The 25,015-nt window shown below is 69.0% G+C and carries 25 protein-coding genes and 1 riboswitch; of the genes, 2 read left to right on the top strand and 23 right to left on the bottom strand.

The genetic code is table 11. From position 1 onward, the window contains the following. Nucleotides 1-4: 4 nt before the first annotated feature. The 19 genes from argH to D514_RS22665 form a co-directional block, all read right to left on the bottom strand. Complete coding sequence (gene argH, locus D514_RS22755; RefSeq protein ID WP_017828584.1) at nucleotides 5-1,435, bottom strand: argininosuccinate lyase; 1,431 nt, start codon at nucleotides 1,433-1,435, stop codon at nucleotides 5-7. After that, nucleotides 1,435-2,364 (bottom strand): ornithine carbamoyltransferase, encoded by a 930-nt coding sequence (gene argF, locus D514_RS22750; RefSeq protein ID WP_017828583.1) that lies wholly within the window; start codon nucleotides 2,362-2,364, stop codon nucleotides 1,435-1,437. Before argF ends, argH begins: the two co-directional genes overlap by 1 nt. Continuing rightward, nucleotides 2,361-3,566, bottom strand: coding sequence for an acetylornithine transaminase (locus tag D514_RS22745; protein ID WP_017828582.1), 1,206 nt, complete (start codon nucleotides 3,564-3,566; stop codon nucleotides 2,361-2,363). Before D514_RS22745 ends, argF begins: the two co-directional genes overlap by 4 nt. Next, nucleotides 3,563-4,480: an acetylglutamate kinase gene (gene argB, locus D514_RS22740; RefSeq protein WP_017828581.1), complete on the bottom strand. Its 918-nt coding sequence runs from the start codon at nucleotides 4,478-4,480 to the stop codon at nucleotides 3,563-3,565. The genes D514_RS22745 and argB overlap by 4 nt, the downstream gene beginning before the upstream one ends. Beyond that, entirely contained in the window at nucleotides 4,477-5,634 is a 1,158-nt protein-coding gene (argJ, locus tag D514_RS22735; RefSeq protein WP_017828580.1) for a bifunctional glutamate N-acetyltransferase/amino-acid acetyltransferase ArgJ, read from the bottom strand. Before argJ ends, argB begins: the two co-directional genes overlap by 4 nt. Further along, nucleotides 5,631-6,683, bottom strand: a complete 1,053-nt coding sequence (gene argC / locus D514_RS22730; RefSeq protein WP_017828579.1) for an N-acetyl-gamma-glutamyl-phosphate reductase — start codon at nucleotides 6,681-6,683, stop codon at nucleotides 5,631-5,633. The genes argJ and argC overlap by 4 nt, the downstream gene beginning before the upstream one ends. A 239-nt stretch (nucleotides 6,684-6,922) precedes the next feature. Next, nucleotides 6,923-9,073 carry a bifunctional hydroxymethylpyrimidine kinase/phosphomethylpyrimidine kinase gene (locus tag D514_RS22725; protein WP_017828578.1) on the bottom strand — a complete coding sequence of 717 codons (2,151 nt, stop codon included), beginning with the start codon at nucleotides 9,071-9,073 and terminating at the stop codon, nucleotides 6,923-6,925. Continuing rightward, the gene (gene thiM / locus D514_RS22720; protein WP_017828577.1) at nucleotides 9,070-9,918 is read right to left on the bottom strand and encodes a hydroxyethylthiazole kinase; all 849 of its coding nucleotides are present in this window, start codon (nucleotides 9,916-9,918) and stop codon (nucleotides 9,070-9,072) included. The genes D514_RS22725 and thiM overlap by 4 nt, the downstream gene beginning before the upstream one ends. Next, nucleotides 9,909-10,003, bottom strand: a riboswitch (TPP riboswitch). (Overlaps the previous gene by 10 nt.) A gap of 6 nt (nucleotides 10,004-10,009) precedes the next feature. Further along, entirely contained in the window at nucleotides 10,010-10,972 is a 963-nt protein-coding gene (locus D514_RS22715) for an NAD-dependent epimerase/dehydratase family protein (protein ID WP_031205444.1), read from the bottom strand. An 83-nt stretch (nucleotides 10,973-11,055) separates the two neighbouring features. Beyond that, nucleotides 11,056-13,566, bottom strand: coding sequence for a phenylalanine--tRNA ligase subunit beta (pheT, locus tag D514_RS22710; RefSeq protein ID WP_017828575.1), 2,511 nt, complete (start codon nucleotides 13,564-13,566; stop codon nucleotides 11,056-11,058). Beyond that, on the bottom strand, nucleotides 13,566-14,606 hold the full coding sequence (gene pheS, locus D514_RS22705; RefSeq protein WP_017828574.1) for a phenylalanine--tRNA ligase subunit alpha: 1,041 nt from the start codon (nucleotides 14,604-14,606) through the stop codon (nucleotides 13,566-13,568). The genes pheT and pheS overlap by 1 nt, the downstream gene beginning before the upstream one ends. A 42-nt stretch (nucleotides 14,607-14,648) precedes the next feature. Then, complete coding sequence (locus D514_RS22700) at nucleotides 14,649-15,551, bottom strand: amino acid ABC transporter permease (RefSeq protein ID WP_017828573.1); 903 nt, start codon at nucleotides 15,549-15,551, stop codon at nucleotides 14,649-14,651. Next, entirely contained in the window at nucleotides 15,548-16,195 is a 648-nt protein-coding gene (locus D514_RS22695; protein WP_017828572.1) for an amino acid ABC transporter permease, read from the bottom strand. The genes D514_RS22700 and D514_RS22695 overlap by 4 nt, the downstream gene beginning before the upstream one ends. A gap of 81 nt (nucleotides 16,196-16,276) precedes the next feature. Beyond that, nucleotides 16,277-17,194: a glutamate ABC transporter substrate-binding protein gene (locus tag D514_RS22690; protein ID WP_017828571.1), complete on the bottom strand. Its 918-nt coding sequence runs from the start codon at nucleotides 17,192-17,194 to the stop codon at nucleotides 16,277-16,279. 55 nt (nucleotides 17,195-17,249) lie between these two features. After that, nucleotides 17,250-17,996 carry an amino acid ABC transporter ATP-binding protein gene (locus D514_RS22685; RefSeq protein WP_031205443.1) on the bottom strand — a complete coding sequence of 249 codons (747 nt, stop codon included), beginning with the start codon at nucleotides 17,994-17,996 and terminating at the stop codon, nucleotides 17,250-17,252. Nucleotides 17,997-18,250: 254 nt separating this feature from the next. After that, complete coding sequence (locus D514_RS22680) at nucleotides 18,251-19,201, bottom strand: TAXI family TRAP transporter solute-binding subunit (RefSeq protein ID WP_017828569.1); 951 nt, start codon at nucleotides 19,199-19,201, stop codon at nucleotides 18,251-18,253. Between the two features lie 8 nt (nucleotides 19,202-19,209). Further along, complete coding sequence (locus tag D514_RS22675; protein ID WP_017828568.1) at nucleotides 19,210-20,586, bottom strand: HAMP domain-containing sensor histidine kinase; 1,377 nt, start codon at nucleotides 20,584-20,586, stop codon at nucleotides 19,210-19,212. 3 nt (nucleotides 20,587-20,589) lie between these two features. After that, the gene (locus tag D514_RS22670; RefSeq protein ID WP_017828567.1) at nucleotides 20,590-21,261 is read right to left on the bottom strand and encodes a response regulator transcription factor; all 672 of its coding nucleotides are present in this window, start codon (nucleotides 21,259-21,261) and stop codon (nucleotides 20,590-20,592) included. Between the two features lie 35 nt (nucleotides 21,262-21,296). Continuing rightward, the gene (locus D514_RS22665; protein WP_031205441.1) at nucleotides 21,297-22,109 is read right to left on the bottom strand and encodes an RNA methyltransferase; all 813 of its coding nucleotides are present in this window, start codon (nucleotides 22,107-22,109) and stop codon (nucleotides 21,297-21,299) included. A gap of 57 nt (nucleotides 22,110-22,166) precedes the next feature. Between D514_RS22665 and D514_RS22660 the strand changes: the two genes are divergently transcribed. Further along, the gene (locus D514_RS22660; protein ID WP_017828565.1) at nucleotides 22,167-22,619 is read left to right on the top strand and encodes a DUF2809 domain-containing protein; all 453 of its coding nucleotides are present in this window, start codon (nucleotides 22,167-22,169) and stop codon (nucleotides 22,617-22,619) included. 8 nt (nucleotides 22,620-22,627) lie between these two features. Here D514_RS22660 and rplT read toward each other — a convergent pair whose 3' ends face one another. The 3 genes from rplT to infC all read right to left on the bottom strand — a co-directional run bounded on the left by rplT (nucleotide 22,628) and on the right by infC (nucleotide 23,964). Next, complete coding sequence (gene rplT / locus D514_RS22655; RefSeq protein ID WP_017202428.1) at nucleotides 22,628-23,014, bottom strand: 50S ribosomal protein L20; 387 nt, start codon at nucleotides 23,012-23,014, stop codon at nucleotides 22,628-22,630. Nucleotides 23,015-23,048: 34 nt separating this feature from the next. Continuing rightward, the gene (gene rpmI / locus D514_RS22650) at nucleotides 23,049-23,243 is read right to left on the bottom strand and encodes a 50S ribosomal protein L35 (protein ID WP_017828564.1); all 195 of its coding nucleotides are present in this window, start codon (nucleotides 23,241-23,243) and stop codon (nucleotides 23,049-23,051) included. A 73-nt stretch (nucleotides 23,244-23,316) separates the two neighbouring features. Next, complete coding sequence (gene infC, locus D514_RS22645; protein ID WP_081603836.1) at nucleotides 23,317-23,964, bottom strand: translation initiation factor IF-3; 648 nt, start codon at nucleotides 23,962-23,964, stop codon at nucleotides 23,317-23,319. 231 nt (nucleotides 23,965-24,195) lie between these two features. Between infC and D514_RS22640 the strand changes: the two genes are divergently transcribed. Continuing rightward, on the top strand, nucleotides 24,196-24,594 hold the full coding sequence (locus tag D514_RS22640) for a DUF1844 domain-containing protein (RefSeq protein ID WP_017828562.1): 399 nt from the start codon (nucleotides 24,196-24,198) through the stop codon (nucleotides 24,592-24,594). Here D514_RS22640 and D514_RS22635 read toward each other — a convergent pair whose 3' ends face one another. Then, a complete protein-coding gene (locus D514_RS22635; protein WP_017828561.1) occupies nucleotides 24,595-25,008 on the bottom strand; it encodes a hypothetical protein in 414 nt (137 codons plus the stop codon). Nucleotides 25,009-25,015 lie beyond the last annotated feature (7 nt).

The raw sequence follows: 25,015 nt of genomic DNA, 5'->3' as shown, positions 1-25,015 counted from the left end.
GCGGCTAGAGCCCGAGGGCGTGGGCGGCAGCCTGCGCGCGCGCGACGAGCTCGGCCCGCTGCTCCGCGACCCGGACCGGGGCGGTACCGCCGACGCCGGTCCGGGACGCGACCGATCCCTCGATCGTGAGGACTTCACGCACCTCGGGCACGAGATGCGCAGACACCGAGAGCAGCAGATCGTCGGAGGCGTCCTCCAGACCGATCCCCTGCTCCTCGCACGCACGCACGAGCGCGCCCGAGATCTCATGGGCGTCGCGGAACGGCACGCGACGCTTCACCAGCCACTCCGCGACATCGGTCGCGAGGGAGAAGCCCTGCGGTGCCAGCGCCGCCATGCGCTCGGTGTCGAAACGCAGCGTCGCGATCATGCCTGCGAAAGCGGGAAGCACGACCTCGAGCGTCTGCACCGAATCGAACACCGGCTCCTTGTCCTCCTGCAGATCGCGGTTGTACGCGAGCGGGAGGCCCTTGAGGGTGGCCAGCAGCCCCGAGAGGTTGCCGATGAGGCGCCCGGACTTGCCCCGCGCGAGCTCCGCGATATCGGGGTTCTTCTTCTGCGGCATGATGCTCGACCCGGTCGAGTAGCCGTCGTCGAGAGTGACGAAGCCGAACTCGCGGGTGTTCCAGAGGATGATCTCCTCGGACAGGCGCGAGATGTCGACGCCGGTCATCGCCGTGATGAAGGCGAACTCCGCCACCACATCGCGGGCGGCGGTGCCGTCGAGCGAGTTCTCGGCGGGGCGGTCGAGGCCCAGCTCGGTCGCCACGAGTGCAGGATCGAGGCCGAGCGTGGAACCGGCCAGCGCTCCCCCGCCGTAGGGCGAGACACCGGCGCGGCGACGCCAATCCACGAGCCTCTCGAGCTCGCGCACCAGCGGCCAACCGTGCGCCTGGAGGTGGTGGGCGAGCAGCACCGGCTGCGCATGCTGCAGGTGCGTGCGTCCGGGGAGGATCGCTCCCGGGTGCGCCTCGGCCTGGGCGACCAGCGCATCGATCACCCGCAGGATGTCGCGGGCGATCACTCGCGCGTGGTCGATCAGATACATGCGCACGAGAGTGGCGATCTGGTCGTTGCGGCTGCGACCGGCGCGCAGGCGTCCACCCAGCTCCGGTCCCAGCTCGGCGATCAACGCCTGCTCGAGTGCGCCGTGCACGTCCTCATCCGTCGGCGCAGGGCGCAGGGTGCCGTCGGCGACCTTGCGCGCCACGGCATCCAGTCCCTCGTGCATCCGCTGCGCCTCATCGGGTTCGAGGTACCCGGCTGCGGCGAGCGCGGTGGCGTGAGCATGCGAACCGGCGATGTCGTACGGCGCGAGGATCCAGTCGAAATGCGTGGAGCGGCTCAGCTCCACCAGCTCGGGCGAGGGGCCCGTGGCGAAGCGGGCACCCCAGAGCGCGCCCTCGTTGGTGCCTTCGTGCGTCGAATCGCTCATCACGCGTCCTTCTTGCCGAGAAGCCAGACCAGGAGCGCCTTCTGCGCGTGCAGCCGGTTCTCCGCCTCGTCCCACACCACGCTCTGCGGACCGTCGATCACGCTGGAGTCGACCTCGTAGCCGCGGTCGGCGGGGAGGCAGTGGATGAAGATCGCCTCGGGGTCTGCCAGGGCCATCGTCTCGGGGGTGACCTTGTAGCCGCCCAGATCGCGGATGCGCGCGATCTTCTCCTCTTCCTTGCCCATCGAGACCCAGGTGTCGGTCACGACGACGTCGGCACCGGCAGCGGCCTCGACCGGATCGGTGTAGAGCGTGATCGAACCACCGGTCTCGGCGGCACGGCGATCGGCCGCCTCGATGACATCGGCGCGAGGGGCGTAGTCCTCCGGTGAGGCGATCCGCACGTGCATTCCCGCCGTGACCCCGGCGAGGGCGTACGAGTGCGCCATGTTGCTCTGCCCATCACCGAGGAAGGTGAGCGTGAGCCCCTTCAGGTCGCCCTTGTGCTCACGGATGGTGAGCAGGTCGGCGAGCAGCTGGCAAGGGTGGAAGTCGTCGGAGAGCGCGTTGATGACCGGCACCCGAGTGCCTTCGGCCATCTCCTCGAGCCCGGACTGCGCGTAGGTGCGCCATACGATGGCGGCGACCTGGCGCTCGAGCACGCGCGCGGTGTCGGACGGCGTCTCCTTGCCGCCGAGCTGGCTGCTCGCGGTCGAGATGATCAGCGGCGAACCGCCGAGATCGGCGATGCCCACCGCGAACGAGACGCGGGTGCGCGTGGAGGACTTGTCGAAGATGACCGCGACCGTCTGGGGACCGGCGAGGCTCTTGTCGGCCCACCGATCCTTCTTCAGCTCGATGGCGAGATCGAGGATCTCGGCCTGCTCGGCGGGGGTCAGATCGTCGTCACGCAGCAGGTGGCGGGTCATGCGGATACCTTTCCGGCAACAGAGGCCTGGACGTCGGCGAGAGCGGCCGTGAACAGCTCGCGGAACTCGGCGAGCTCGGTGTCGCCGATCGTGAGGGCCGGCGCGATGCGGACCGTCTCGGGGTTGGCGGCGTTGACGATGAGACCGCGCTCCTGCGCGGCCGCGACGACCGCACCGGCGACCGGGGCGGTCAGAGCTACACCGATCAGCAGACCGCGGCCGCGCACGCCCTTGATCAGAGGCGAGTCGATGCCGAGGATCATGTCGCGCAGCTCGACGCCGCGCTTCGCGGCGTTCTCGACCAGTCCGGCGCTCTCGATCTCGGCGAGCACCGCGTCGGCGACAGCGGTCGCAAGCGGATTCCCCCCGAAGGTGGAGCCGTGCGATCCAGGCGTGAAGAGGGCGCTGGCGGCGCCGAAGGTGACCAGCGCGCCGATCGGGAAGCCGCCGCCGATGCCCTTCGCGAGAGTGATCGCGTCGGGAGTGATGCCCTCGTGGCTATACCCGAACCACGCACCCGTGCGACCGGCGCCGGTCTGGATCTCGTCCACGATCAGCAGTGCACCGTGGGCGAGGGTCGACGAGCGTGCGGCCGCGAGGTAGCCCTCCGGCAGCTCGACGACGCCGGCCTCGCCCTGGATGGGTTCGACGATGAGGGCGGCGACGCGGTCGTCCATCGCCGCTTCGAGGGCCTCGATCGTGGCCGGGATGTGCTCGACACCGGCCGGCATCGGCTCGAACGGCGCACGCATCGACGCCTTCGCGGTGAGCGCGAGCGACCCCATGGTGCGACCGTGGAAGCCGTTGTCGAGCGCGAGGATGCGCGGCCGCTCGGTGCCGCCGTGCAGCCGCGCGAGCTTGAAGGCCGCTTCGTTGGCCTCGGCGCCCGAGTTCGAGAAGAACACCCTTCCGTCGATGCCGGCGCCCGCGAGACGCTTGAGCCGTGCGGCCAGGGCGAGCTGGGGCGGGGTGGCGAAGTAATTGGACACGTGGGCGAGCGTGGCCGCCTGGGTGGAGACCGCCTTCACGAAGGCCGGGTGCGCGTGCCCGAGAGAGGTCACGGCGATACCCGCCAGGAAGTCGAGGTGGCGTCGGCCGTCGGCATCCCACAGGTACGAGCCCTCGCCCCGGACCAGCAGTGCGAGCCGCTCCCCTGCGTTGAGCACGAGATCGCGTGCCGCATCCTCCTGCCAGACGGTCATCCCGTCACCTCCGACTTCCCCAGGACCACTTCGGTCCCGATTCCCTTGCTGGTGAAAAGTTCCACGAGCACCGAATGCGGCACCCGTCCATCGATGATCGCTGCCGCGTCGACACCGCCCTCGACCGCGTCGAGGCACGCACGCATCTTCGGGATCATCCCCGACTCGAGCTTCGGCAGCATCTCGATGAGCGCCTCCGATGTCAGATGCGAGACGAGCGAGTCACGGTGGGGCCAGTCGGCGTAGAGCCCCGGCACATCCGTGAGGATCACGAGCTTGCGCGCGTGCAACGACACCGCGAGGGCGGCGGCTGCGGCATCCGCGTTGACGTTGAGCGACTGACCGGGGTGGTCGAGGTCGGGCGCGATGCTCGACACCACCGGAATGCGCCCGGCTGCGAGGTGGTCGAGCACGGGGGTCGGATCGACCTCGACGACATCGCCGACGCGTCCGAGGTCGACCTCTTCCCCGTCGATCACGACACCGCGGCGGCGTCCGCCGAAGAGGCCGGCGTCTTCACCGCTGAGACCCGTCGCGATAGGACCGTGCGAATTGATCTTGGAGACGAGCTGCGGGTTGACCTGGCCGGTGAGGACCATGCGCACGACGCTGATCGCCTCGGTGTTCGTGACGCGGTAGCCGCCCTTGAACTCGCTGGGGATCTCGAGACGCTGCAGCATGTTCGAGATCTGCGGACCGCCGCCGTGCACGACCACCGGCATCACTCCGACGTAGCGGAGGTAGGCGATGTCCTGCGCGAAGGCGTCTTGCAGCTCCTCCGACACCATCGCGTTCCCGCCGTACTTGATGACGACGATCTGGTCGCGGAACTTCTTCAGCCACGGCAGCGACTCGATGAGGGTGGTGGCCTTCTGCGCGGCGACCTCGGCCGGGGTGTCCTGGATGTCGGTCATGAGGCGTACGCGCTGTTCTCGTGCACGTAGTCATGGGTGAGGTCATTCGTGAGGACGGTGGCCGTCGCCTCGCCGACCTTGAGGTCGATCACGAGGTGCGTCGCGCGCGGGGTCAGGTCGACCTCTTCGCGAGGACGGTCGGGACCCCCTTCGGTGCATACCCGGACGCCGTTCATCCAGACGTCCACGTCGTAGGGGTCGAACTGCGCGCTCGTGGTGCCGATCGCCGCGAGCACGCGTCCCCAGTTGGGGTCGTTGCCGAAGATCGCGGCCTTGAAGAGGTTGTTGCGCGCGACGGAGCGGCCGACCTCGACGGCGTCCTGCTCCGACACCGCGTGCTGCACCTCGATCGTGATGTCGTGGCTCGCGCCCTCGGCATCTCCCTGCAGCTTGACCGCGAGCTGCTGGCACAGCTCGGTGAGCGCTGCGGCGAAGTCGTCGAGGTCCGGGGCGACGTCGGATGCGCCGTTGGCGAGGAGGGTCACCTGATCGTTCGTCGACATGCAGCCGTCCGAGTCGAGCCGGTCGAACGTCCGGCCCGTCGCGCGTCGCAGCGCCTCGTCGGCCTGAAGCGGCTCGAGGACCGCATCGGTGGTGAGCACCACCAGCATCGTGGCGAGGCCGGGTGCGAGCATGCCCGCGCCCTTCGCCATGCCGCCGATCGTCCAGCCGTCGCGGCTGATGACCGCGGTCTTCGCGACCGTGTCGGTGGTCATGATGGCGTGCGCTGCGCTCTCGCCGCCATCGGCGCTGAGCTCCGCGATGGCCTGCGCGGTTCCGGCGAGCACCCTGGCACGGAACGTCTCATCCCCGGTGCCGATGAGACCCGTCGAGCAGATCAGCACGTCGCCGGCGCTCACGCCGAGGAGTTCGGCCGCCTTCTCGGCGGTCTGATGCGTGGTCTGGAACCCGAAGGAGCCGGTGAAGCAGTTCGCCCCTCCGGAGTTGAGCACCACGGCCTCCACCACGCGGTCGGCGACGGCCTGCTGCGACCAGATGATCGGGTTGGCCTTGGCCCGGTTGCTCGTGAAGACGGCGGCGCCGACCTTGCGCGGTCCACGGTTGACGACCACGGCGACGTCCGGCTTGCCGGTCGACTTGAGCCCTGCGGCGACTCCGGCCGCTTCGAATCCTGCGGGGGCGGTGACGCTCACGGCGCGACTCCGTTCACTGAGAGGGCGCGGGCCTCGGGAAGCCCCAGCGCGATGTTCATGGATTGGATGGCTGCTCCCGCTGTGCCCTTGACGAGGTTGTCGACGGCGGTGACCACGGTCACCCTGTTCGCGGCACGATCGATGGCGAGGCCGATCAACGCGGTGTTGGCGCCGAGCACATCGGCCGTGCGCGGGAAGCGGCCCTCCGGAAGCAGGTGCACGAAGGTCTCGCCGGCGTAGGTGCTCTCCCAGGCGTCGCGGATCTGCGCGTCGGTCGCGCCATCGACGATCGGCGCCGTCGAGGTGGCGAGGATCCCCCGGGACATCGGCACCAGCACGGGGGTGAACGAGATACGGATCCCATCGGCATCCGCGCCGGAAGCCGCAGCGAGCGCCTGACGGATCTCCGGGATGTGCCGGTGCGTCCCCCCGACCGCGTAGGGGTTGGCGGTGCCGAGGATCTCGCTGCCGAGGAGGTTCGTCTTGAGGCTCTTCCCCGCCCCTGACGGGCCGACGGCGAGCACCGACACGATGTCCGAGGGGTCGATCACTCCGGCGGCGACGCCGGGAGCGAGGCTGAGGCTCACGGTCGAAGCGTTGCAGCCGGGCGCGGCGATGCGCGTCGCTGCACGGAGGTGCTCGCGCTGCTTGACCCCGCCGACGACGAGTTCCGGCACGCCATACGTCCACGGATCGTGGAAGGCGCCGCCGTAGAACGCATCCCAAGCCGAAGCCGAGGTGAGCCGATGATCGGCCCCGGCATCGATCACGAGCGGGGCATCGCCCAGAGCGTCGGTGTACTGCCCCGACTGCCCATGCGGGAGCGCGAGGAACACGATGTCGTGGCCGGAGAGGATCTCCGGCGTCGTGTCCTGCAGGGTCAGGTGCGCGAGGGAGCGCAGGTGCGGCTGGTGGTCGACGAGAGGCTGTCCGGCGTTCGAATGCGCCGTGACGGTGCGGATCTCCATGTCGGGATGGTCGGCCAGGAGGCGCAGAATCTCGCCGCCTGCGTAGCCGGATGCGCCGGAGACGGCGACGGAATACGTCATGCTTCTACCTTAACGGTCGGGCCCGCGAGGAAATCGGGGCCGGGGACGGGGCCGGAGGCGGCGACACCGGCACTCGACCGCCGTGCGGGCACAGGCAGGAGGGCGGGGTCGCCTACAGTCGGCGGCCGCGGCGTCGGCGCACAGCGATGACGCTCGGAGCGAGCGTCGAAGAAGCGGTGGCGGCCGAAGGCATGTCGCGACAGTAGCGCGGCCTCGGCAGCCACCGCAAATCCGCTCCGTCATCTGAGACGCTGCGGCCCCATCGGCGCGGCGAAGAAGGCCAGCTCGTGCGCGCTCGACGCCTCGAACGCCCGGCGCATGCGTGCCCGTGTTCCGGGATCCGCCTGTGCCGCGGCGTCGGCGACGTAGGCGATCGCCCTCCGTGTGGCCTCCTCGAATGCCGGATCCGCGTAGGTCGCGAGCCACGAGGCGTACGGATGCCCCGCATGTCGCGCGTACTCCCCTAACTCCCCCGCGTGCAGGCGCCGTCCGAGATCGGTGTAGAGCCAGAAGCACGGGAGGACAGCGGCGATGACCTCCGTATAGTCGCCGCCGAACGCGACGGAGCGCAGATGGTCGAGGTATGCGGTCGTCGCGGGTGCCGGCTCTGCCGCGAAGGTCGCCGCACTCACTCCGTGCGCGGGGGTGAGCCACGAGGCGTGCAGCTCGAGCTCGCCCACGATCGAGCCGTGCGCGGAGTCCGCCCAGAAGGCCTGCCCATCGGATGTCGGTGCCAGCCGCGCCGCTTCGGCGAGCACACGCGCGTACTCCCGCAGATACAGCGCGTCCTGTGCGAGGTAGAACAGGAACGGCGCGCGCTCCAGCGTCCCGTCGGCGAGCGCGCGGATGAACGGCAGCTCATCGATCCCCGTGCGGATCTCGGCGATGCCCCGCCACCATTGCGTGGCGACGTCGCCCGCCGCGGGTCGGGTCTCGGCGCCCCCACGTTCCCAGAGTCCGGCGAAGTGGTTGATCGGCCCGTGTCCACGCCCCACGCGCAGTGCGTCTCCTGCGCGCAGGGACTCGCGGAGCCAGTCGCGCGCGGCGCTGACGGCATCTTCGGGCTCTTCGCCACGAGCGAGCAGGGTCGCGAGCGCGGACGACAGCGAGCAGCCGGTGCCGTGCGTGTTGCTGGTCGGGATCCGGGGGCCGGTGAACTCCTGGCGAAGCTCCCGCCGCGCATCGACCAGCGCATCGGGGGCCTCGTCGCCGGGAAGGTGGCCGCCCTTGACGAGCACGGCTGCTCTCACCTCGGCGGAGAGCTGCTCGGCTGCCGAGATCGCATCGTTCCAGTCGGTGATGTCACGCCCGGCGAGCACCGCCAGCTCGGCGAGGTTCGGGGTCACGAGCGTCGATAACGTGAGGAGATCGCGCAGCGCCCGTTCCGCGTCGGGATCCAGCAGCCGGTCTCCCGAAGTGGCCACCATCACGGGATCGAGCACGACGACGGGCGGACGCACAGCGTCGAGCCAGGCTCCCACCGCGCGGATGACGTCGGCGTCGGCCAGCATCCCGATCTTCACCGCATCGATCACGATGTCGTCCGAGACCGCGTCGAGCTGCGCGCGGAGGAACTCTACGGGCGGAACGTGCACCGCCCGCACGCCCCGCGTGTTCTGCGCGGTCAGCGCCGTGAGCACGGCCATCCCGTATCCCCCGTTGGCGGCGATGGACTTGAGGTCGGCCTGGACACCCGCACCGCCCGAGGGGTCGCTTCCGGCGATGCTGAGCACCCTCGGGACGGAGCCGCCGAGCCAGCGTCGCCGGAACTGCCGGGCGGTGGTGGCGGGATCGTCGGCGGCACACAGCGCCGAGACCACGGCGAGTCCCGCCGCACCGGCCTCGCGAAGGGCCTCGGTGTCATCCACGCCGACCCCGCCGATCGCCACGCACGGCAGGGCGCTTCGCGACACGAGGCCGCGAAAGCCCTCCACGCCGAGAGGGGCAGGGTGATCCGGTTTTGTGGTGGTCGGACGGATCACCCCGACGCCCAGGTAGTCGACCGTGCCGGAGGGCAGAGCATCGACCGCATCGAGGTGCGCCGGGCTGTTCGCGGTGAGGCCGATCAGAGCCTCCGGTCCGAGTACCTTGCGCGCACGCAACACCGAGGCATCGCCCTGTCCGAGATGCACGCCGTCGACCCGTGCGCCGCGCTCGCGAGCAGCCACGGCGGCATCCAACCGATCGTTCACGACCAGAAGAGCGCGGCCGTCGATCGCCTGCGACAGTGCGACCAGCTGATCGACCGTCTCGGCGTCGGTCGCGTCCTTGTCGCGAAGCTGCACGATGCGCACGCCGCCGTCGACGGCGCGGCGGACGGTCTCGACGACGCCACGGTCTCCGCAGAGGGCCGCGTCCGTGACGAGGTAGAGCGAGAGATCGGCGTTCACAGGGCACCGCCTTCGACACGTGCGGCAGCTCGGATGTCGTCGGCCCCCACCGCGGCGAGCGCATCCAGCAGGGCGACGGCGAAGCTGCCGGGTCCTGCGGATACCGCTGCCGCTCGCTCGGCGGCGATCGTGTAGACCAGGCTCGCCGAGGCCACGGCGCTGAGCGCGTCATGCGTCGTCGCTCTGGCCGCTCCGAGGAAGGCGGCCATCACCGCGCCGAGAGCGCAGCCTCCGCCGGTCACACGGGTCAGCAGTTCGTGACCGTTGGACACGCGCAGCACCCGCTCCCCGTCGGTGATGAGGTCGACCGGCCCCGAGACCGCGACGACGCCTCCCGTGCTCCGAGCCAGCGAGAGGGCCGCATCAGCCGCGGAGTCCGTGCTGTCGGTGGCATCCACCCCGCGACCGCCGACGCTCAGCCCCGCGAGGGCCAGGATCTCGGAGGCGTTGCCGCGGATCGCGGTGGGGCGGTGCCCGACGAGCTGATGCGCGAGTGCGGTGCGAACCGGGAGCGCGCCGATCGCGACCGGGTCGAGCACCCAGGGCGTGCCGGACGCCGCAGCTCCGGCGACGGCCTCCACAGCGGCTGCGCGCTGTTCGGGCGTGGGCGTCCCCAGGTTGATCAGCATCCCGGAGGCGATGCCGGCGAACATCCCCGCCTCATCGACGATGTCGACCATCGCGGGAGCGGCACCGAGAGACAGCAGGACATTGGCGGTGAACCCGGTGACGACCGCGTTGGTGATGCAGTGCGTCAGCGGAGGCGCTTCGCGCAGCACCCCCAGCAGGGTCGCGGCATCACCGGCGAGGTCGTGGGTGGTCTCAGGACGCAGAAGATCGCTCATCGCGACATCCCTTCGCTAGTACGAACTAGATCAGGTTCGACGGGTCTGTTCTCAGCCGCGGATTGCGGCACCCCGTGTCACTGCTCGCAGTCTAGCGATCGGCCAGCAGAGCCTTCTCCTGCGCCCGCGTGAGTCCGGCCCGACGTTCTCTGTCGACGCCCCGTGTCCGTTCGTCGGCGACGACGCGTCGAACGGTGTCGGCGAGGGGGCGCAGGTGTCCGCCGCTGTCGTGGAATGCGCTGTTCGAGCGGGTCATGAAGCCCGACATCTCAGGAGGAAGCCACAGCGGAAGCGAGAGCGGACCGGCCCAGTGCGCGACGCCGTGTGCTCGCAGCCACTCCTCATCGGCGACGACCGTCTCCCCGGTGTGCCCTGCCTCCTCGCGCACGGTCTGCAGCAGGTCGGCGAGGGGATGCTCGTCCCCGATCGCGTTGACCGCTCCGCTCCGGGTGGCGGCGACGATGTAGGCGGCCACGTCGTCGACGTCGATCACCTGCGCGCTGCGCCTCTCGAGCGGAGGCAGCAGCACGGGCTCCTCCCCCGCTCGGGAGAACGCCGCAGCCCAGTAGCCGAAGCGGTCGCTGGGGTCGCCGTCCCCGACGATGAGTCCTGGTCGCACGATGAAGGCGCGATCCCCCAGCATCATGACGGCGTCTTCGGCCGCCGCTTTCTGCGCGCCGTACTCGTACTCGTCGCCGGGGCGGGCGGCAGGATGCCGCGGCGCCGATTCGTCGGCGCCGACCGTGGCGTCATCGGCGTAGACCGAGAGGGAGGACACGTACGTCCATCGCGCCGTGCGGTCCCCGAGAGCCTCGACCGCTGCCACGACGTGCGCGGCCTGAGAGGAGATGTCGACGACGTGATCCCAGTCCTTCCGCGCGAGCGCGGAGTAGACCTCATGGTCGTCACGGTCTCCGGTCACGAGCACGGCTCCTGCCGGCGCGAGACGCCCGCCCCGGGCCAGACACGTCACGGCCGCTCCGGATTCGAGCCACCTCCGGGCGATCCGCCCGGAAAGCCACCCTGTCCCGCCGAGGATCAGAACATTCGTCATGGCTCCATGCCACCAGCACCCGCTCCCGGAAGGAAGGCCTCTCCGCTCTGGGCAGAGGGCTTCCCTCCGGGACGAGGCATCACTCAGTCGCGGAGCGCTGCTCCGAATCGCTGCGCGGCGACGTCGACACCCGCGAGCTTGGCCGCGGTGGCCTCGGCCGCCGTGAGGGTGCGATCGTCGGCGCGGAAACGCAAAGCGAAGGTGAGGCTCTTGGACCCATCCGGCACGCCGTCTCCGCGATAGTCGTCCACGAGACGCACCGATTCCAACAGCGCACCGGCTCCCTCGGCGAGGGCGGCCTGCACGTCTGCGGCAGGGACCTCGGCGGGCAGTGTGAGCGAGACGTCCTGCGTGGCGGCGGGGAAGGTCGACAGCGATGCGGCGACGACGCGACCACCGGCGAGCGACAGGATGCGGTCGAGATCGAGCTCGAACACGGTCGCACGGCCGGGGAGGTCGGCCCCTTCGGCCACGGCGGGGTGCAGTTCGCCGACGTAGCCGACCTCTTCGCCCGCGACCAGGAGAGATCCTGTGCGTCCGGGGTGGAGTGCCGCGCGCTCGGCCTGCACGACGTCGATCTCGACGCCGGCCGCTGCCGCGATCACGCGGACGGCATCCAGCGCCTCGACGAGACCGGCGGCCTCGGCAGGGCGGCCGGGCTGACGCGGGGCGACGTTACCGGTCAGCAGCGCCGAGACGAACCGGTGCTGCGGAGGGATGGAGGCGTTCAGCTGCGCGAGCGTCTCGTCGGACGGACGCTCACCCAGTGGCGGCACGTCCTCCGTGCCGTACTCCACTCCGGGCTCCGGCAGGAAGACGACACCCGTCTCGAAGATCGCGAGGTCGGTGAGACCCCGCGAGATGTTGCGGTGCGCGGTCTGCAGCAGGCCCGGGATGAGCGATCGACGCAGGTACGGAGCCTGCCCGTCGAGCGGGTTCACCAGACGGATGCTCGGCAGGTGCGCGCCCGAGGCGGATCCGTGCAGGTCGTTCTGCACGTCGGTGGTGAACGGGAACGACGGCGTCTCGACGAGCCCCGCTGCGGCCAGCGCGTCGGCCACCCGGCGGCGACCCTGCTGGTGCGCCGTCAGTCCGCGGCCGGACGGAGGCGTCGGCAGCACCGAGGGGATGCGGTCGAGCCCGTGGATGCGGGCGACCTCCTCGGCCAGCGTCCACTTGTCGGTGAGGTCGGGGCGCCAGGTCGGCGGGATCACGGTCCAGCCGGAACCCTCCTCCGACGCGGTGACATCGGCGCCGATGGTGGTCAGTGCGCCGGTGATCTCGTCGTCGGTGTAGTCGACGCCGATGAGACCCTGCACGAAGCCGGCAGGAAGCTCGATCTCGCCGACGAAGACCTCGGCGAACAGTGCGCCACCCTCTTCGGTGAGCGTGCCTCCGGCGAGCTCGACCATGAGGTCGGCGGCACGGCGGGCGGCGACGAAGGGGATCAGCGGGTCGACGCCGCGCTCGAAGCGCTTGGACGCCTCGCTGGGCAGCTTGTGCCGGCGCGCCGACCGGGCGATGGTCGTCGGGTCGAAGTTCGCGGCCTCGATCAGCACGTTCCGCGTGGTGTCGCTCATCTCGGTCGTGCCACCGCCCATGACGCCGGCGAGGCCGATCGGGCCGGACTCGTCGGTGATGAGCAGGTCTTCGACGTGCAGCGTGCGCTCGACGCCGTCGAGGGTGGTCATCTTCTCCCCGGGGGTCGCGCGACGAACGGTGATGCCGCCGGCGAGCTTGTCGAGGTCGTAGCCGTGCAGCGGCTGACCCAGCTCGAGCATCACGTAGTTGGTGATGTCGATCAGCACGCCCAACGAGCGCATGCCCGCGAGGCTGAGCCGCGCGACCATCCACGGCGGCGTCGGGCGCGAGGGGTCCACGCCGCGGACGACGCGCGTGACGAACTCGCGCGCGCCGATGTTCCCGCGCACGGGGGCGACGTCCTCGACGACGGTGGTGTGTCCGCTGCCGGGCTGCAGCTCGGCGAAATCACGCTCAGCGGGGTCGCGGAAGGCCGCGCCGGTGGCGTGCGAGTACTCACGGGCCACGCCGCGCAAGGAGAAGGCGTAGCCGCGGTCGGGCGTGACGTTGATCTCCACCGCGACGTCGTCGAGACCGAGCAGCGCGATCGCGTCGGTGCCGACAGGCGCATCGATGCCGAGGTCCGAGAGCACGACGATGCCGTTGTGCTCATCCCCGAGGCCGAGCTCGCGGGCCGAGGCGATCATGCCGTCGGACACGTGACCGTAGGTCTTGCGCGCGGCGATCGGGAACGGACCGGGCAGCACCGCACCGGGAAGCGTCACGACGACCTTGTCGCCGGCGACGAAGTTGTGCGCGCCGCAGACGATGCCGCGGATGCCACCGTGCTCTTCGCCGACATCGACCTGGCACCAGTTGATGGTCTTGCCGTTGGACTGCGGTTCGGCTTCGAGCGAGACGACCTGCCCGACGACTACGGGACCCGTGATGTCGAAGCGGTGCACGTCCTCTTCCTCGAAGCCGACGGTCACCAGCGCCGCGAGGACATCCTCGGGCGTGGCATCCGCTGCCAGATCGACGTACTCACGCAGCCACGAAAGCGGGACGCGCATCACACCACCATCCCGTACTGCTCGCTGAATCGGACATCGCCCTCGGCCATGTCGCGCATGTCCTGGACGTCGCTGCGGAACATCAGTCCTCGCTCGATGCCCATGCCGAACGCGAAGCCGCTGTACACCTCGGGGTCGATCCCGGCGGCGCGCAGCACGTTCGGGTTGACCATGCCGCAGCCACCCCACTCGATCCAGCGCGCGCCGCCCTTGAAGGTCGGATGCCACAGGTCGAGCTCGGCGGAGGGCTCGGTGAAGGGGAAGTAGTTGGTGCGGAAGCGCGTCTCGGCCTCGGGGCCGAAGAGCTGCTTGGCGAAGTGGTCGAGCGTGCCCTTGAGGTGTGCCATCGTGATGCCCTTGTCGATCACGAGGCCCTCGAACTGGGTGAACACCGGAAGGTGCGTGGCGTCGAACTCGTCGGTGCGGTACACCCGTCCTGGGCACAGCACGTAGATCGGCACCTCCCGGTCGAGCATCGAGCGCACCTGCACGGGGCTCGTGTGCGTGCGCATCACGAGGTGGCGGGAGGTCGGGTCGACGTAGAACGTGTCCTGTTCCTGGCGGGCGGGGTGGTCGACGTCGAAGTTCAGGGCATCGAAGTTGAACCACTCGTGCTCGAGCTCCGGCCCCTCCGCGATCTCCCAGCCCATGCCGACGAAGATGTCGCAGACCTGGTCCTGCAGGAGGGTGAGCGGGTGGCGCGCGCCGACCCTCGTGCGCGAGGGCACGGCGGTGATGTCGACCCGCTCGGCCTCGAGTCGCGCGGCGACCTCGGCCTCGGCGAGCTCGGCCTCCTTCGCGGCCAGCGCCTGGGTCACCTTCCCTCTCCCCTGACCCACGAGCTTGCCGAACGCGGCCTTGTTCTCGGGGGCGACCTGGCGCATCGAGGCGTTCAGGACCGCGAGCGGCGATCCGTCGGCGACGTGTGCGGCGCGAGCCGCTTTCAGCTCGGCGGTGTCGGCGGCTGCGGCGATCGCCGTGAGGGCGTCGGCGACAGCGGCTTCGACCGCTTCCGGGGTGATTTCAGGAGACTCTGACACGAGAATCGAGTCTACCGGGGGCACGTGGGTGCCTTTGGCGGATCAACGCGTCTTCTCGGACCCGTCTCCCTGCAGGACGATGAGCGAGGTGTTCGTCTCGCCGCCGTGCTGGCGGGGATCCGGCACCGCCGGCCCGGCCTTCGGCGAGCGCTTGGCCCGGCGCTGCAGGCGGTAGGCGATGTAGGACAGCAGCAGACACACGGCCACGTACATCGATCCGCCGACGATCGCCGCGGGGATCAGCGGCGACCCGTAGGGCGCCTGGTTGCCGATCTGGTTGATGACGTAGAGGAGCTCCTGGTACGTGATGATGAATCCGAGCGCGGTGTCCTTCAGCGCGACGACGAGCTGCGCGATGATCACCGGCATCATGGCCCGCACGGCCTGCGGGATCAGGATGAAGTACATCACCCCGGTCTTTCGCAGTCCGATCGCGTAGCCGGCTTCCTTCTGCCCACGGGGCAGCGACTCGATGCCGGCACGCAGCACCTCGGCGAGCACGGAGCCGTTGTAGACGATGAGGGCGATCACGACCGCCCAGTACGGCGGCATCTTCACACCGATCACGGGGAGGCCGTAGTACAGCAGCATCATCAGGATGAGCACGGGAACCGCTCGCAGCACCTCGATGATCCACCGGACGGGCTCGCGCACCCAGGCGTGCTCCGACAGGCGCCCGATGCCGAGCAGGAAGCCGAGGGCGATGGATCCGACACCGGCGACCGCGAATGCGGCCAGCGTGGCCACCAATCCCTCGCCGAACCGGACCCAGACGGCGGAGAACGTGAAGATGTTCCACTTCTCCGCAGAGAACTGTCCCGTGGCGAAGAGTCTCCACACGACCCAGCCGAGCACGGCGAGGACGACGAGGACCGTTGCGGCTCCGATGAGGCGGTTGCGGGCGACGGCACGGGGGCCGGGGACGTCGAAAAGAACGGAACTCATCGCGCGATCCTCCACTTGTTCTCGAGAACGCGCTGCACCCAGGCGAGCAGCAGCACCAGGACCACGAAGACGAGCATGACACAGAGCAGCACGGCCAGAGCATTCTCCCCGCGCTCGCTGAGCGCGGCACGGATGGTGCCGAGGTTGGCGACGGAGAACCCCGCCGCCACCGTGGTGTTCTTCATGAGAGCGATGAGCACGCTCATCATGGGCGGGACGACGGAGCGCGTCGCCTGCGGCAGCACCACATAGCGCATGACCTGTCCGAAGTTCAGGCCGATCGCTCGTGCCGCCTCGGCCTGGCCGACCGGCACGGTGTTGATGCCGGCACGCAGCGCTTCAGCGACGTAGGTCGCGGTGTAGATTCCGAGCGCGGCGACCGCCAGAGGCAAGGGGTTCACCCGCTCCCCCAGCAGGATGGGGAGGCAGAATGCAAAGAAGAACATGACCAGGGTGAGCGGCGTGTTGCGGATCCAGTTCACATAGATGCCGCCGACGGCGCGGGCGATCGGAACCGGCGACACCCGTGCGGCCCCGACGATGAGTCCGAGGACCAGAGCGATGATGCCACCGCCCAGGAACAGCACGATGGTTCCCCACAGTGCCTCTCCCCAGAGGTCGAGGTGGTCGGTGATGACTCCCACAGCTGCTCCTGTCGATTCGAGTTCTCGGATGTTCCCTGCCGATGAGCGGGGCGGTCGAACCTGTCGACCGCCCCGCTGAGATCAACCGACCGGGTCGACCTCGGGCTGCGTCGCCTTGACGCCCGAGGCACCCAGGTTGTTGTCGAAGATCTGCTGCCAGATCTTCCCGCCGTCGGTCAGCTGCGTGTTGAAGTACTCGACCAGCGCGTCGTCGCCCTTGGCGAGTCCGATGCCGTAGCGCTCCTCGCTGAACGGCTCCCCGACGACCTTCAGCTTGTCCGGGTCCTGGGCCGCGTAGCCGATGAGGATCGCCTCGTCGGTCGTGACGGCGTCGACCTGGCCGTTCTTCAGGTCCTCGACGCACTTCGAGTACGTGTCGTACTCCTTGGTGGGCACGTCGGGGTAGTTCGTCTTGATGTTCTGGATCGGCGTCGATCCGGTCGCCGAGCAGACCGTCGTCTCGGCACTCAGGTCGTCGACGCTCTTGATGTCGCTGTCGGCGCCGACGAGGAGGCCCTGACCGGTGACGAAGTAGGGACCGGCGAAGGAGATCTGCTCCTTGCGCTTGTCGGTGATCGAGTAGGTGCCGACGTAGTAGTCGATGTCGCCGTTCACGATGGCCTGCTCGCGGTTCGCGGAGGCGATCGCCTGGAACTCGATCTTCTCCGGGTCGACGCCGAGCGATGCCGCCATCCAGCGGGCGATGTCGACGTCGAATCCGGTGCGGTCGCCCGTCACCGGGTCGAGGTAGCCGAGGCCCGGCTGGTCCTCCTTGACGCCGACCTTGATCGTGCCGGACGACTCGATCCGGTCGAACGTCGGGCTGCCGTCGATGCTGACGTCGGTCAGGACGGTCCACGGGGTGCTGCTGGAGGCCTCGCCCTCGTCGCCGCCCTCCGGAGCTCCTGTGCTGGACGGCGTACCGCTGTTGCAGGCGGTGAGCGCCAGCAGCGCGGCCGCTGCGATTCCGATACCTGCCAGTGTCCGTGTGCGTCGCATGTGCGTCTCCTTCGTGTGCTGTGTGTGCAGGGTCTGTGTGGTCGGTGCGTGGACGTCAGTGCGTGAGGAGCTTCGAGAGGAAGTCCTTGGCGCGATCGCTCTTCGGATGCGTGAAGAACTCCTCGGGAGTCGCCTCCTCCACGATCCGTCCGTCGGCCATGAAGACCACGCGGTCGGCGGCCTTGCGGGCGAAGCCCATCTCGTGGGTGACGACGATCATCGTCATTCCGTCGTGCGCCAGCTCGACCATGACGTCGAGGACCTCGTTGATCATCTCGGGGTCGAGGGCGCTGGTGGGCTCGTCGAACAGCATCACCTTGGGCTGCATCGCGAGAGCGCGGGCGATCGCCACGCGCTGCTGCTGGCCGCCGGAGAGCTGGGCGGGGAGCTTGTTCGCCTGCTGCGCGACGCCGACGCGCTCGAGCAGCATCATCGCCTCCTTCTCGGCATCGGCCTTCTTGATGCCGCGGACCTTGATCGGTCCGAGTGTCACGTTCTCGAGGATCGTGAGGTGGGCGAAGAGGTTGAAGGACTGGAAGACCATGCCGACGTCCGCACGCAGATGCGCCAGACCCTTGCCCTCGGCCGGGAGCTCCTTGCCATCGATGCTGATGCTGCCGCTCGTGATCGTCTCGAGACGATTGATCGTGCGGCAGAGCGTCGACTTGCCGGAGCCGGACGGGCCGATCACGACCACGACCTCCCCCGAGTTGACGGTCAGGTCGATGTCGGTGAGCGCCTGGAAATCGCCGTAGTGCTTCTGGACGTTCTCGACCACGACGAGCGGGGTATCAGAGGTCATCATTTCTCCAAACTAGCCACGTCGGACGCGGGTCTCCAGGCGCCTCGGTGAGATTTACACGTTCGTAATCACCTGATCGCGGCACCAATGCAGCTGTGCATGGGTACCCCGCGGCCCGCCCCCACGGGCCGCGGAATCGTCCTGCTGCAGCACCCCAAAGACAGTTGAGCAGCAGGCGACGATCGTTCGCGATCGACCTCACAATGACAGAGGGTGGGCCCCGGTGTCAGACTTCTTGAGGATTTCTTGAGCAGTCAGCCGCGCAGGTCCCGGTAGTAGTCCACGGCCCCGGGGTGCAGAGGGACGGGACCGGTGAAGATCGCCGAACGACGGTCCAGCAACGCCGCGGTGGGCACCTCCCCCGCGATACGCAGACGCGCGTCGAACAGCCCGGCGAGCACGTCGCGCACGACGGCGTCAGGGGTCGCGGCTGCCGTGACGAGATAGTTGGGCACCGCCATCGTCGGCGCCGAATCCACGAGGCCGTAGGTCCCGGCCGGGACGTCTGCCGGACGGTAGGCGTGCGAGTACCGCTCGTTCACCTCGTTGACCCACTCCTGCTCGATCGGGAGCAGGCGAACCGGCGACCTCTCGGAGAGCTCCGCCACTCCAGGGGTGGGCAATCCACCCACCCAGAAGAATCCGTCGATCTCCCCGCGCTCCATCGCCCCGATCGACTCGCTGAGGTCGAGCTGGGGGTTGCGGACAGACCCGAGATCGACGCCGGCCGCATCCAGCACGCGGGCGGCGATCACGTTCACCCCCGAGTTCTCCGCGCCGAGCGAGATCGTGCGTCCGGCCAGATCGCCGACGTCGTCGATCTCGGAGTCCCCGCGCACCACGACCTGCACGTATTCGTCGTAGAGCCGAGCGAGGGCCTGTACCTCCAACGGCGCGTCGAACGCGCCGGTGCCGGCTACCGCATCGGCCGCAGCATCCCCCTGCGCGAAACCGATCAGTGCCTCCCCCGAGCTGACCCGCAGCAGATTGTCGACGGATCCCGCCGTCTCCTGTGCACCCATCGTGATGTCCAGCGATGCGGACAACTCCTCGGCCAGGTGACTCCCGTAGTCGTAGTAGACGCCGGTGGACCCGCCGCTGGCGATCGAGTACTCCCCATCCGTCCACTCGCTCGCGCGAGGATTGCACGCGGTCAGCACCGCCAGGAGCGTGATCGCGAGCGCTCCGGCGGCGAGGCGCCGCATGAGGACCCTCACGGCGTCGTCCCGTCATGGAGCACGAGCGCGACGGCGAGCCCGCCGCCCTCCGCCGAGGACACGGAGAGTTCCCCGCCGACCGTCGCGAGCAGGTCGCTCGCGATGGCGAGGCCGAGCCCGGACCCGGGAGTGTCGCCGCTCTCGGCGCTGCGCCAGAACCGGTCTGTCGCCGCTGCCGCCTCCTCCTCGGTCAGACCGGGACCGTGATCGCGGACGGTGATCCGGCAGAGCCGGCCTTCGCGTTGCGCACCGATCTCGATCTGCGCCCCCTCGGGGGAGAACTTCACGGCGTTGTCGATCACGGCATCCAGCGCACTCTCCACGATCGTCCGATCGGTCACGCTCATCACCGACGAGTCCCCCGTGGCGCGCACGCCGACTCCACGCTGGGCGGCGACGTCGCGCCACGCGTCGAGGCGCCGGGCGGCGAGGGTCGCGAGGTCGACAGCGGAGATGGCCGAATCCCCGCGTCCGCCGCGCGCGAGGCCGAGCAGCGTCTCGAGGATGCGCGTCATCCGTCGCCCCTCCTCCCGCGTCTCCTCGACGTCGTGCTGCCACTGCGTCCCGAGTCCGGTCGCCAGATGCTCCACGCGCAGGAGGAGAGCGTTCAGGGGGTTGCGCAGCTCATGAGAGGCGTTGAGGGCGAACTCCTGCTGGCGCGTCATCACCCGTTCGATCTCGTCGGCCATCCCGTTGAACACCTGAGCCATGCGGCGCAGCTCCGGCGGACCGTCATCCGCCGCGACACGCGCATCCATCTCCCCCCGCTCGATGGCGACCATCGCCTCATCGAGCCGGCGCACCGGCGACAGCACCCATCGAGCGAGGCGGAACACGAGGAGCACTCCGAGGGCGATGAGCACCAGCGCGATCGCGGAGATGAGGAGGAACTGCTGCAGGATCGCGGCTCGTGGCGCCTCCACGTCGCCGGTGACCAGCACGGCGCCGATCACGTCCCCGTCGTCGAACACCGGCTCGGCCAGCGCCGCATCCGTGACGGTCCAGGGGAACGCGACCGTCGGCTGCTCGGCCCGTCGCCCGGAAAGGGCCAGCCTGACCCTCTCGGCGTCTTCCTCAGGAAGGACCGCCGGATCCTGTTCGCCTGCGGCCCACACGCTGCCGCCGAGATCGAAGACGGTGACCTCGATTCCGTAGACCTCACGGAAGCGCATCACCTCGGCGTCGATCACCGCAGCGCTGCCGGATCGCAGAGCCTGACGCGCGCTCGTGGCGAAGTAACCGAGGTCGCCGAGCTGCTGCGTGTAGAACGCCTGCTGCACGCTGTGTGCGGCACTCCATCCCGCGGCCCCGCCGAGCGCGGCCAGGATGGCGACGAGCGGTATGAGGAAGACGATGATCAAACGGCGCCGCATGCGTCACGACCCCGCAAGCCGATATCCGACCCCACGCACGGTCTCGATGATCCCGCGGACTCCGGTCTTCTTCCTGATCGCGCCGACGTGCACCTCGAGGGAGTGCCCGAACCCCCGCCAGTCGGTGTTCCACACCTCGCGGATCAGGCGCTCCTTCGGCACCGCCACCCCCGGGTATCGGGCGAGGACCGCGACGATGTCGAACTCCTTGCGCGTGAGGTCGATCGGTGTGCCGTCCACGAGGACCTGCCGTGCGACGAGGTCGATCTCCACATCACCGTCATGCAGCAGCACACGGGCATCGGCCTCGGGTCGCATCGGTCGTGATCTTCTGGTCACGGCCTCGATCCGGGCCAGGAGCTCGTGCACGTCATAGGGCTTGACCACGAAATCGTCGGCTCCGGCCCGCAGCCCCTTGATGCGCTCGGCGACCTGATTGCGCGCGGTCACGATCACGATCGGCACCTCCGAGCGTCCACGGATGCGGCGGCACAGGTCGACACCGTCGATGTCGGGAAGCCCGAGATCGAGCAGGACGACCTCGGTGTCCGCACCCAGCAGGTCAAGAGCTGCAGCTCCGTCCGCCGCGCGCACGGTGGCGTATCCCGACCGAGCGAGGAACGCCTCGAGCGCGCCGGCGACGCGGTCGTCGTCCTCGACGATCAGAATCCTCATCGACTCCGTCTCCTGCTTCCTTCGGGGCCGAGAACTCAGCCGGCGGACGTCGCCCGCTGTGCGAAGGCGCTCTCGTAGAGGCACACGCTGGCGGCCGTCGCCAGGTTGAGGGATTCGGCACGGCCGAAGATGGGCAGCTTGAGCACCTGGTCCGCGAGCGCGAGCGCCTCGTCTTCGAGCCCGCGCGCCTCGTTGCCGAAGAGCCATGCGGTTGGCTCTTCGAGCACGCCTTCGGCACGTGCCTTCAGCAGATCGTCGCCCTTCACATCGGCTGCGAGGATACGCAGGCCTGCGGCATGGGCGCGCGTGACGACATCGGCCAGGTCTCCCCCGACCGACACCGGCAGGTGGAAGAGCGATCCCGTCGTGGCGCGCACGACCTTCGGGTTGTACGGATCGACCGTGCGGCCGGTGAGAACGACGGCATCCGCACCCGCGGCGTCGGCAGCTCGGATGATCGTGCCGAGGTTCCCCGGGTCCCGCACCTCCTCGCAGATGGCCACCAGCCGAGGCGCGGAGTCGAAGATGTCGCGCACGGAGGTCGGTGTCTGCTGCACCACCGCGACCAGCCCCTGCGGGGTGACGGTGTCGGCCATCGCGTTGAGGACGTACTCGGTCACGTACTCGACATCGATCTCGGCCTCGGCGGCCTTCGCACGGATGTCGGGGTGCCTCTCCCAGCCGTTCGGCGTCGCGAACAGCTCGACGATCGCCTCGGGACGGTAGGTGAGCGCCTCGCGGACGGACTGCGGACCTTCCAGAAGGAACAGGCCCGTCTCGGTTCGCGCGCTGCGCTTTGTCAGCTTCGCGACGGCTCGGACTCGGGGCGAACGGGGGTTCTCCAGCACGATCACAGTCTAGAGAACGTGCGGCTGGTTCCCGCACCACCGGGATAGGGTGCCGAGATGAGCGACAGCCCCACGGTGAACAGCACCCGCCGACGGATCACCCTCGCCGTCGTCGCCGCCGCCACGGTCGGGATCGGTCTCGTCGTTCACCGCGGTGTGAGCGGGATGATCGGCGACATCGTGGGCGATGCCCTGTATGCCGTGCTCATCTACCTGCTCGTCGCGTTCCTCGCCCCACGCCGCCCTCGTCCCGCGATCGCGGTCGTGGCCTTCGTGTTCTGCGCCGCCGTCGAACTGCTCCAGCTCACCGGGCTTCCCCGCGAGTGGGCAGCGCTGTTCCCGCCGATCCGTCTCGTCCTCGGTTCGGGTTTCGATGTCCGCGACCTCGCGGTGTACGCGGGCGCGGTCGTCGTGGCGGCCCTCGTCGACGTGGTCGTCACCCGCGCATCCGCCGGTTCCGGGCCCACGAACGCCACAGGGCGCTCTCCCGAAGGAGAGCGCCCTGTGTGAAGAGATGCTTACGCAGCCGACTTCGGTGCGTTGACGTCGGAGGGCAGAGCCTTCTTCGCCGTCTCGACCAGCGTCGTGAAGGTCGCCGCGTCGTTGACCGCGAGGTCGGCGAGCATGCGACGGTCGACGGTGACACCCGCGAGGCCGAGGCCCTGGATGAAGCGGTTGTACGTCATGCCGTTCTGGCGGGCCGCAGCGTTGATGCGCTGGATCCACAGACGGCGGAAGTCGCCCTTGCGCTTGCGACGGTCACGGTACGAGTAGACCAGCGAGTGGATGACCTGCTCTTTGGCCTTCCGGTACAGGCGCGAACGCTGTCCGCGGTAACCGGAGGCGCGCTCGAGGATGACCCGGCGCTTCTTGTGGGCGTTTACTGCCCGCTTGACTCTTGCCATTTTCCTGTGTTCCTATTCGTGCGTTCGGTGCGCGTCAGCGACCGAGAAGCTTCTTCGCGACCTTGGTGTCAGCCTTCGACAGCACCTGGTCCTGGTTCAGACGACGGGTGCGACGGCTCGACTTGTGCTCGAGGTTGTGGCGCATCCCGGCCTGCTGCTTCTTCAGCTTTCCGCTGCCGGTGATCTTGAAGCGCTTCTTAGCACCCGAGTGGGTCTTCTGCTTCGGCATCTTCTCTTCCTTCGTATGGCGCCTTCTCAGGCGACGGTGTCAACCCGCGGTGCGGGAGTTCTGGGGGCGGGGATCACTCCGCCGGAGCAGCGGCCGCGGGCGACTCGCTCTTCGCGTCGCGCGCCGCCTGCTTCTTGTCGGCACGCTGAGCATCGCGCACGGCGTTCTGCTCCTGCTTCGCCTCGGACTTGCTCTTGAGCGGAGCCACGACCATCACCATGTTGCGACCGTCGATGGTCGGGTTCGACTCGACGGTGCCGAACTCGGCGACGTCTTCGGCGAACTTGCGCAGGAGGCGGACGCCCTGCTCGGGACGCGACTGCTCGCGACCGCGGAACAGGATCATGGCCTTGACCTTGTCGCCGGCCTTGAGGAAGCCCTCGGCGCGCTTGAGCTTGGTCGTGTAGTCGTGCGCCTCGATCTTCAGACGGAAACGGACTTCCTTGAGGATCGTGTTCGCCTGGTTGCGGCGAGCTTCCTTTTCCTTCTGGGCGGCCTCGTACTTGAACTTGCCGTAGTCCATGATCTTGACGACGGGCGGCTTCGAGTTGGGGGCGACCTCGACGAGGTCGAGATCGGCTTCCTGCGCGAGGCGCAGCGCGGCCTCGATGCGGACAACGCCGATCTGCTCACCCGCGGGGCCGACGAGGCGGACCTCGGGGACGCGGATGCGCTCATTGGTACGGGGATCGCTGATGCGGAACTCCTTAGACGATGTGATTCGGCCACCGCGATGCTGTCTGCATCACGGGCGAAATCGGAATCGTCCCCGCCCACCGGCATTCAGACGCCGGCTCAGCACCCTACCTGCCGGGTCCGTCTTGCGAACGGAGCCGGTGGAGTGCAAGACCCGGTAGCCTTGAACGGCAAGCGCGGGTGGGAAGTGAATCCTCTTTCGACCCGGAGCATGACGCTCCGGAGCCCGCCAAAGTCTAACAGAAAGCAAGGCGAAGTGACGAACCAGGCACCGGACGAGGCTGCACGTGAGCGCGAAGAGCGCTGGGCACGTCAGGAGGAGGCCGCATCGTCGGCCACCCGAGACATCGCCGATGTACCCGCTGTCGAGGTGATCACCACCGCCGCCGTGCACCTCATGAGCGCCGCAGCCGTCAAGCTCGGACTCGCCGACGATCCCGACGCCGCGGCGCAGATCGACCTCGACGAGGCGCGCAAGCTCATCAACGCTCTCGCCGGCCTCATCACCGCCGGCGCTCCCGAGATCAGTGACATGCACGCCCGCTCGCTGCGTGACGGTCTTCGTTCCCTGCAGCTCGCCTTCCGCGAGGCATCGACGATTCCCGACCCGATCGGCAAGGGACCGGGCGAGAAGTGGACCGGTCCGGTCAACTAATCAGGGCTGCAGGATCAGGGGTTCCGCGGTGGAGGGGCCGGGGCAGGCGCCTCCGGTGTGGGTCCAGGCGATCGCCTCTTCGGACTCGTGGATGACGGCGCCCTGCGCGTCGAAGAGACGGATGTCGACGTCGTCCGGCGCGGACATGTCGAACGTGAGGCTCCACGTCCCGTCGTCCTGACGGGACGTGGCGAACATGTTGGTCGAGGACGTCTCGTCCTCCCCCGGCGCCGGTGAGCACTCCGCGTCCACGCAGAACTGGACGGCCGCGACCGCGGGGAATGCGCTCACGTCGACGACCGCCCCGTTGACGTAGCCGATGGCCGGGCACGCGGTGAAGCAGCCCGTGGTGCCGGTCGCGGCGCCACACAGGAGCACGACCACGGCGAGGACTCGCATCAGACCGCGGGACATGTTCCGA

This window comes from Microbacterium sp. UCD-TDU (assembly GCF_000340625.1).
GTDB lineage: Bacteria > Actinomycetota > Actinomycetes > Actinomycetales > Microbacteriaceae > Microbacterium > Microbacterium maritypicum.
This window is presented reverse-complemented; position numbering and strand designations above follow the sequence as displayed.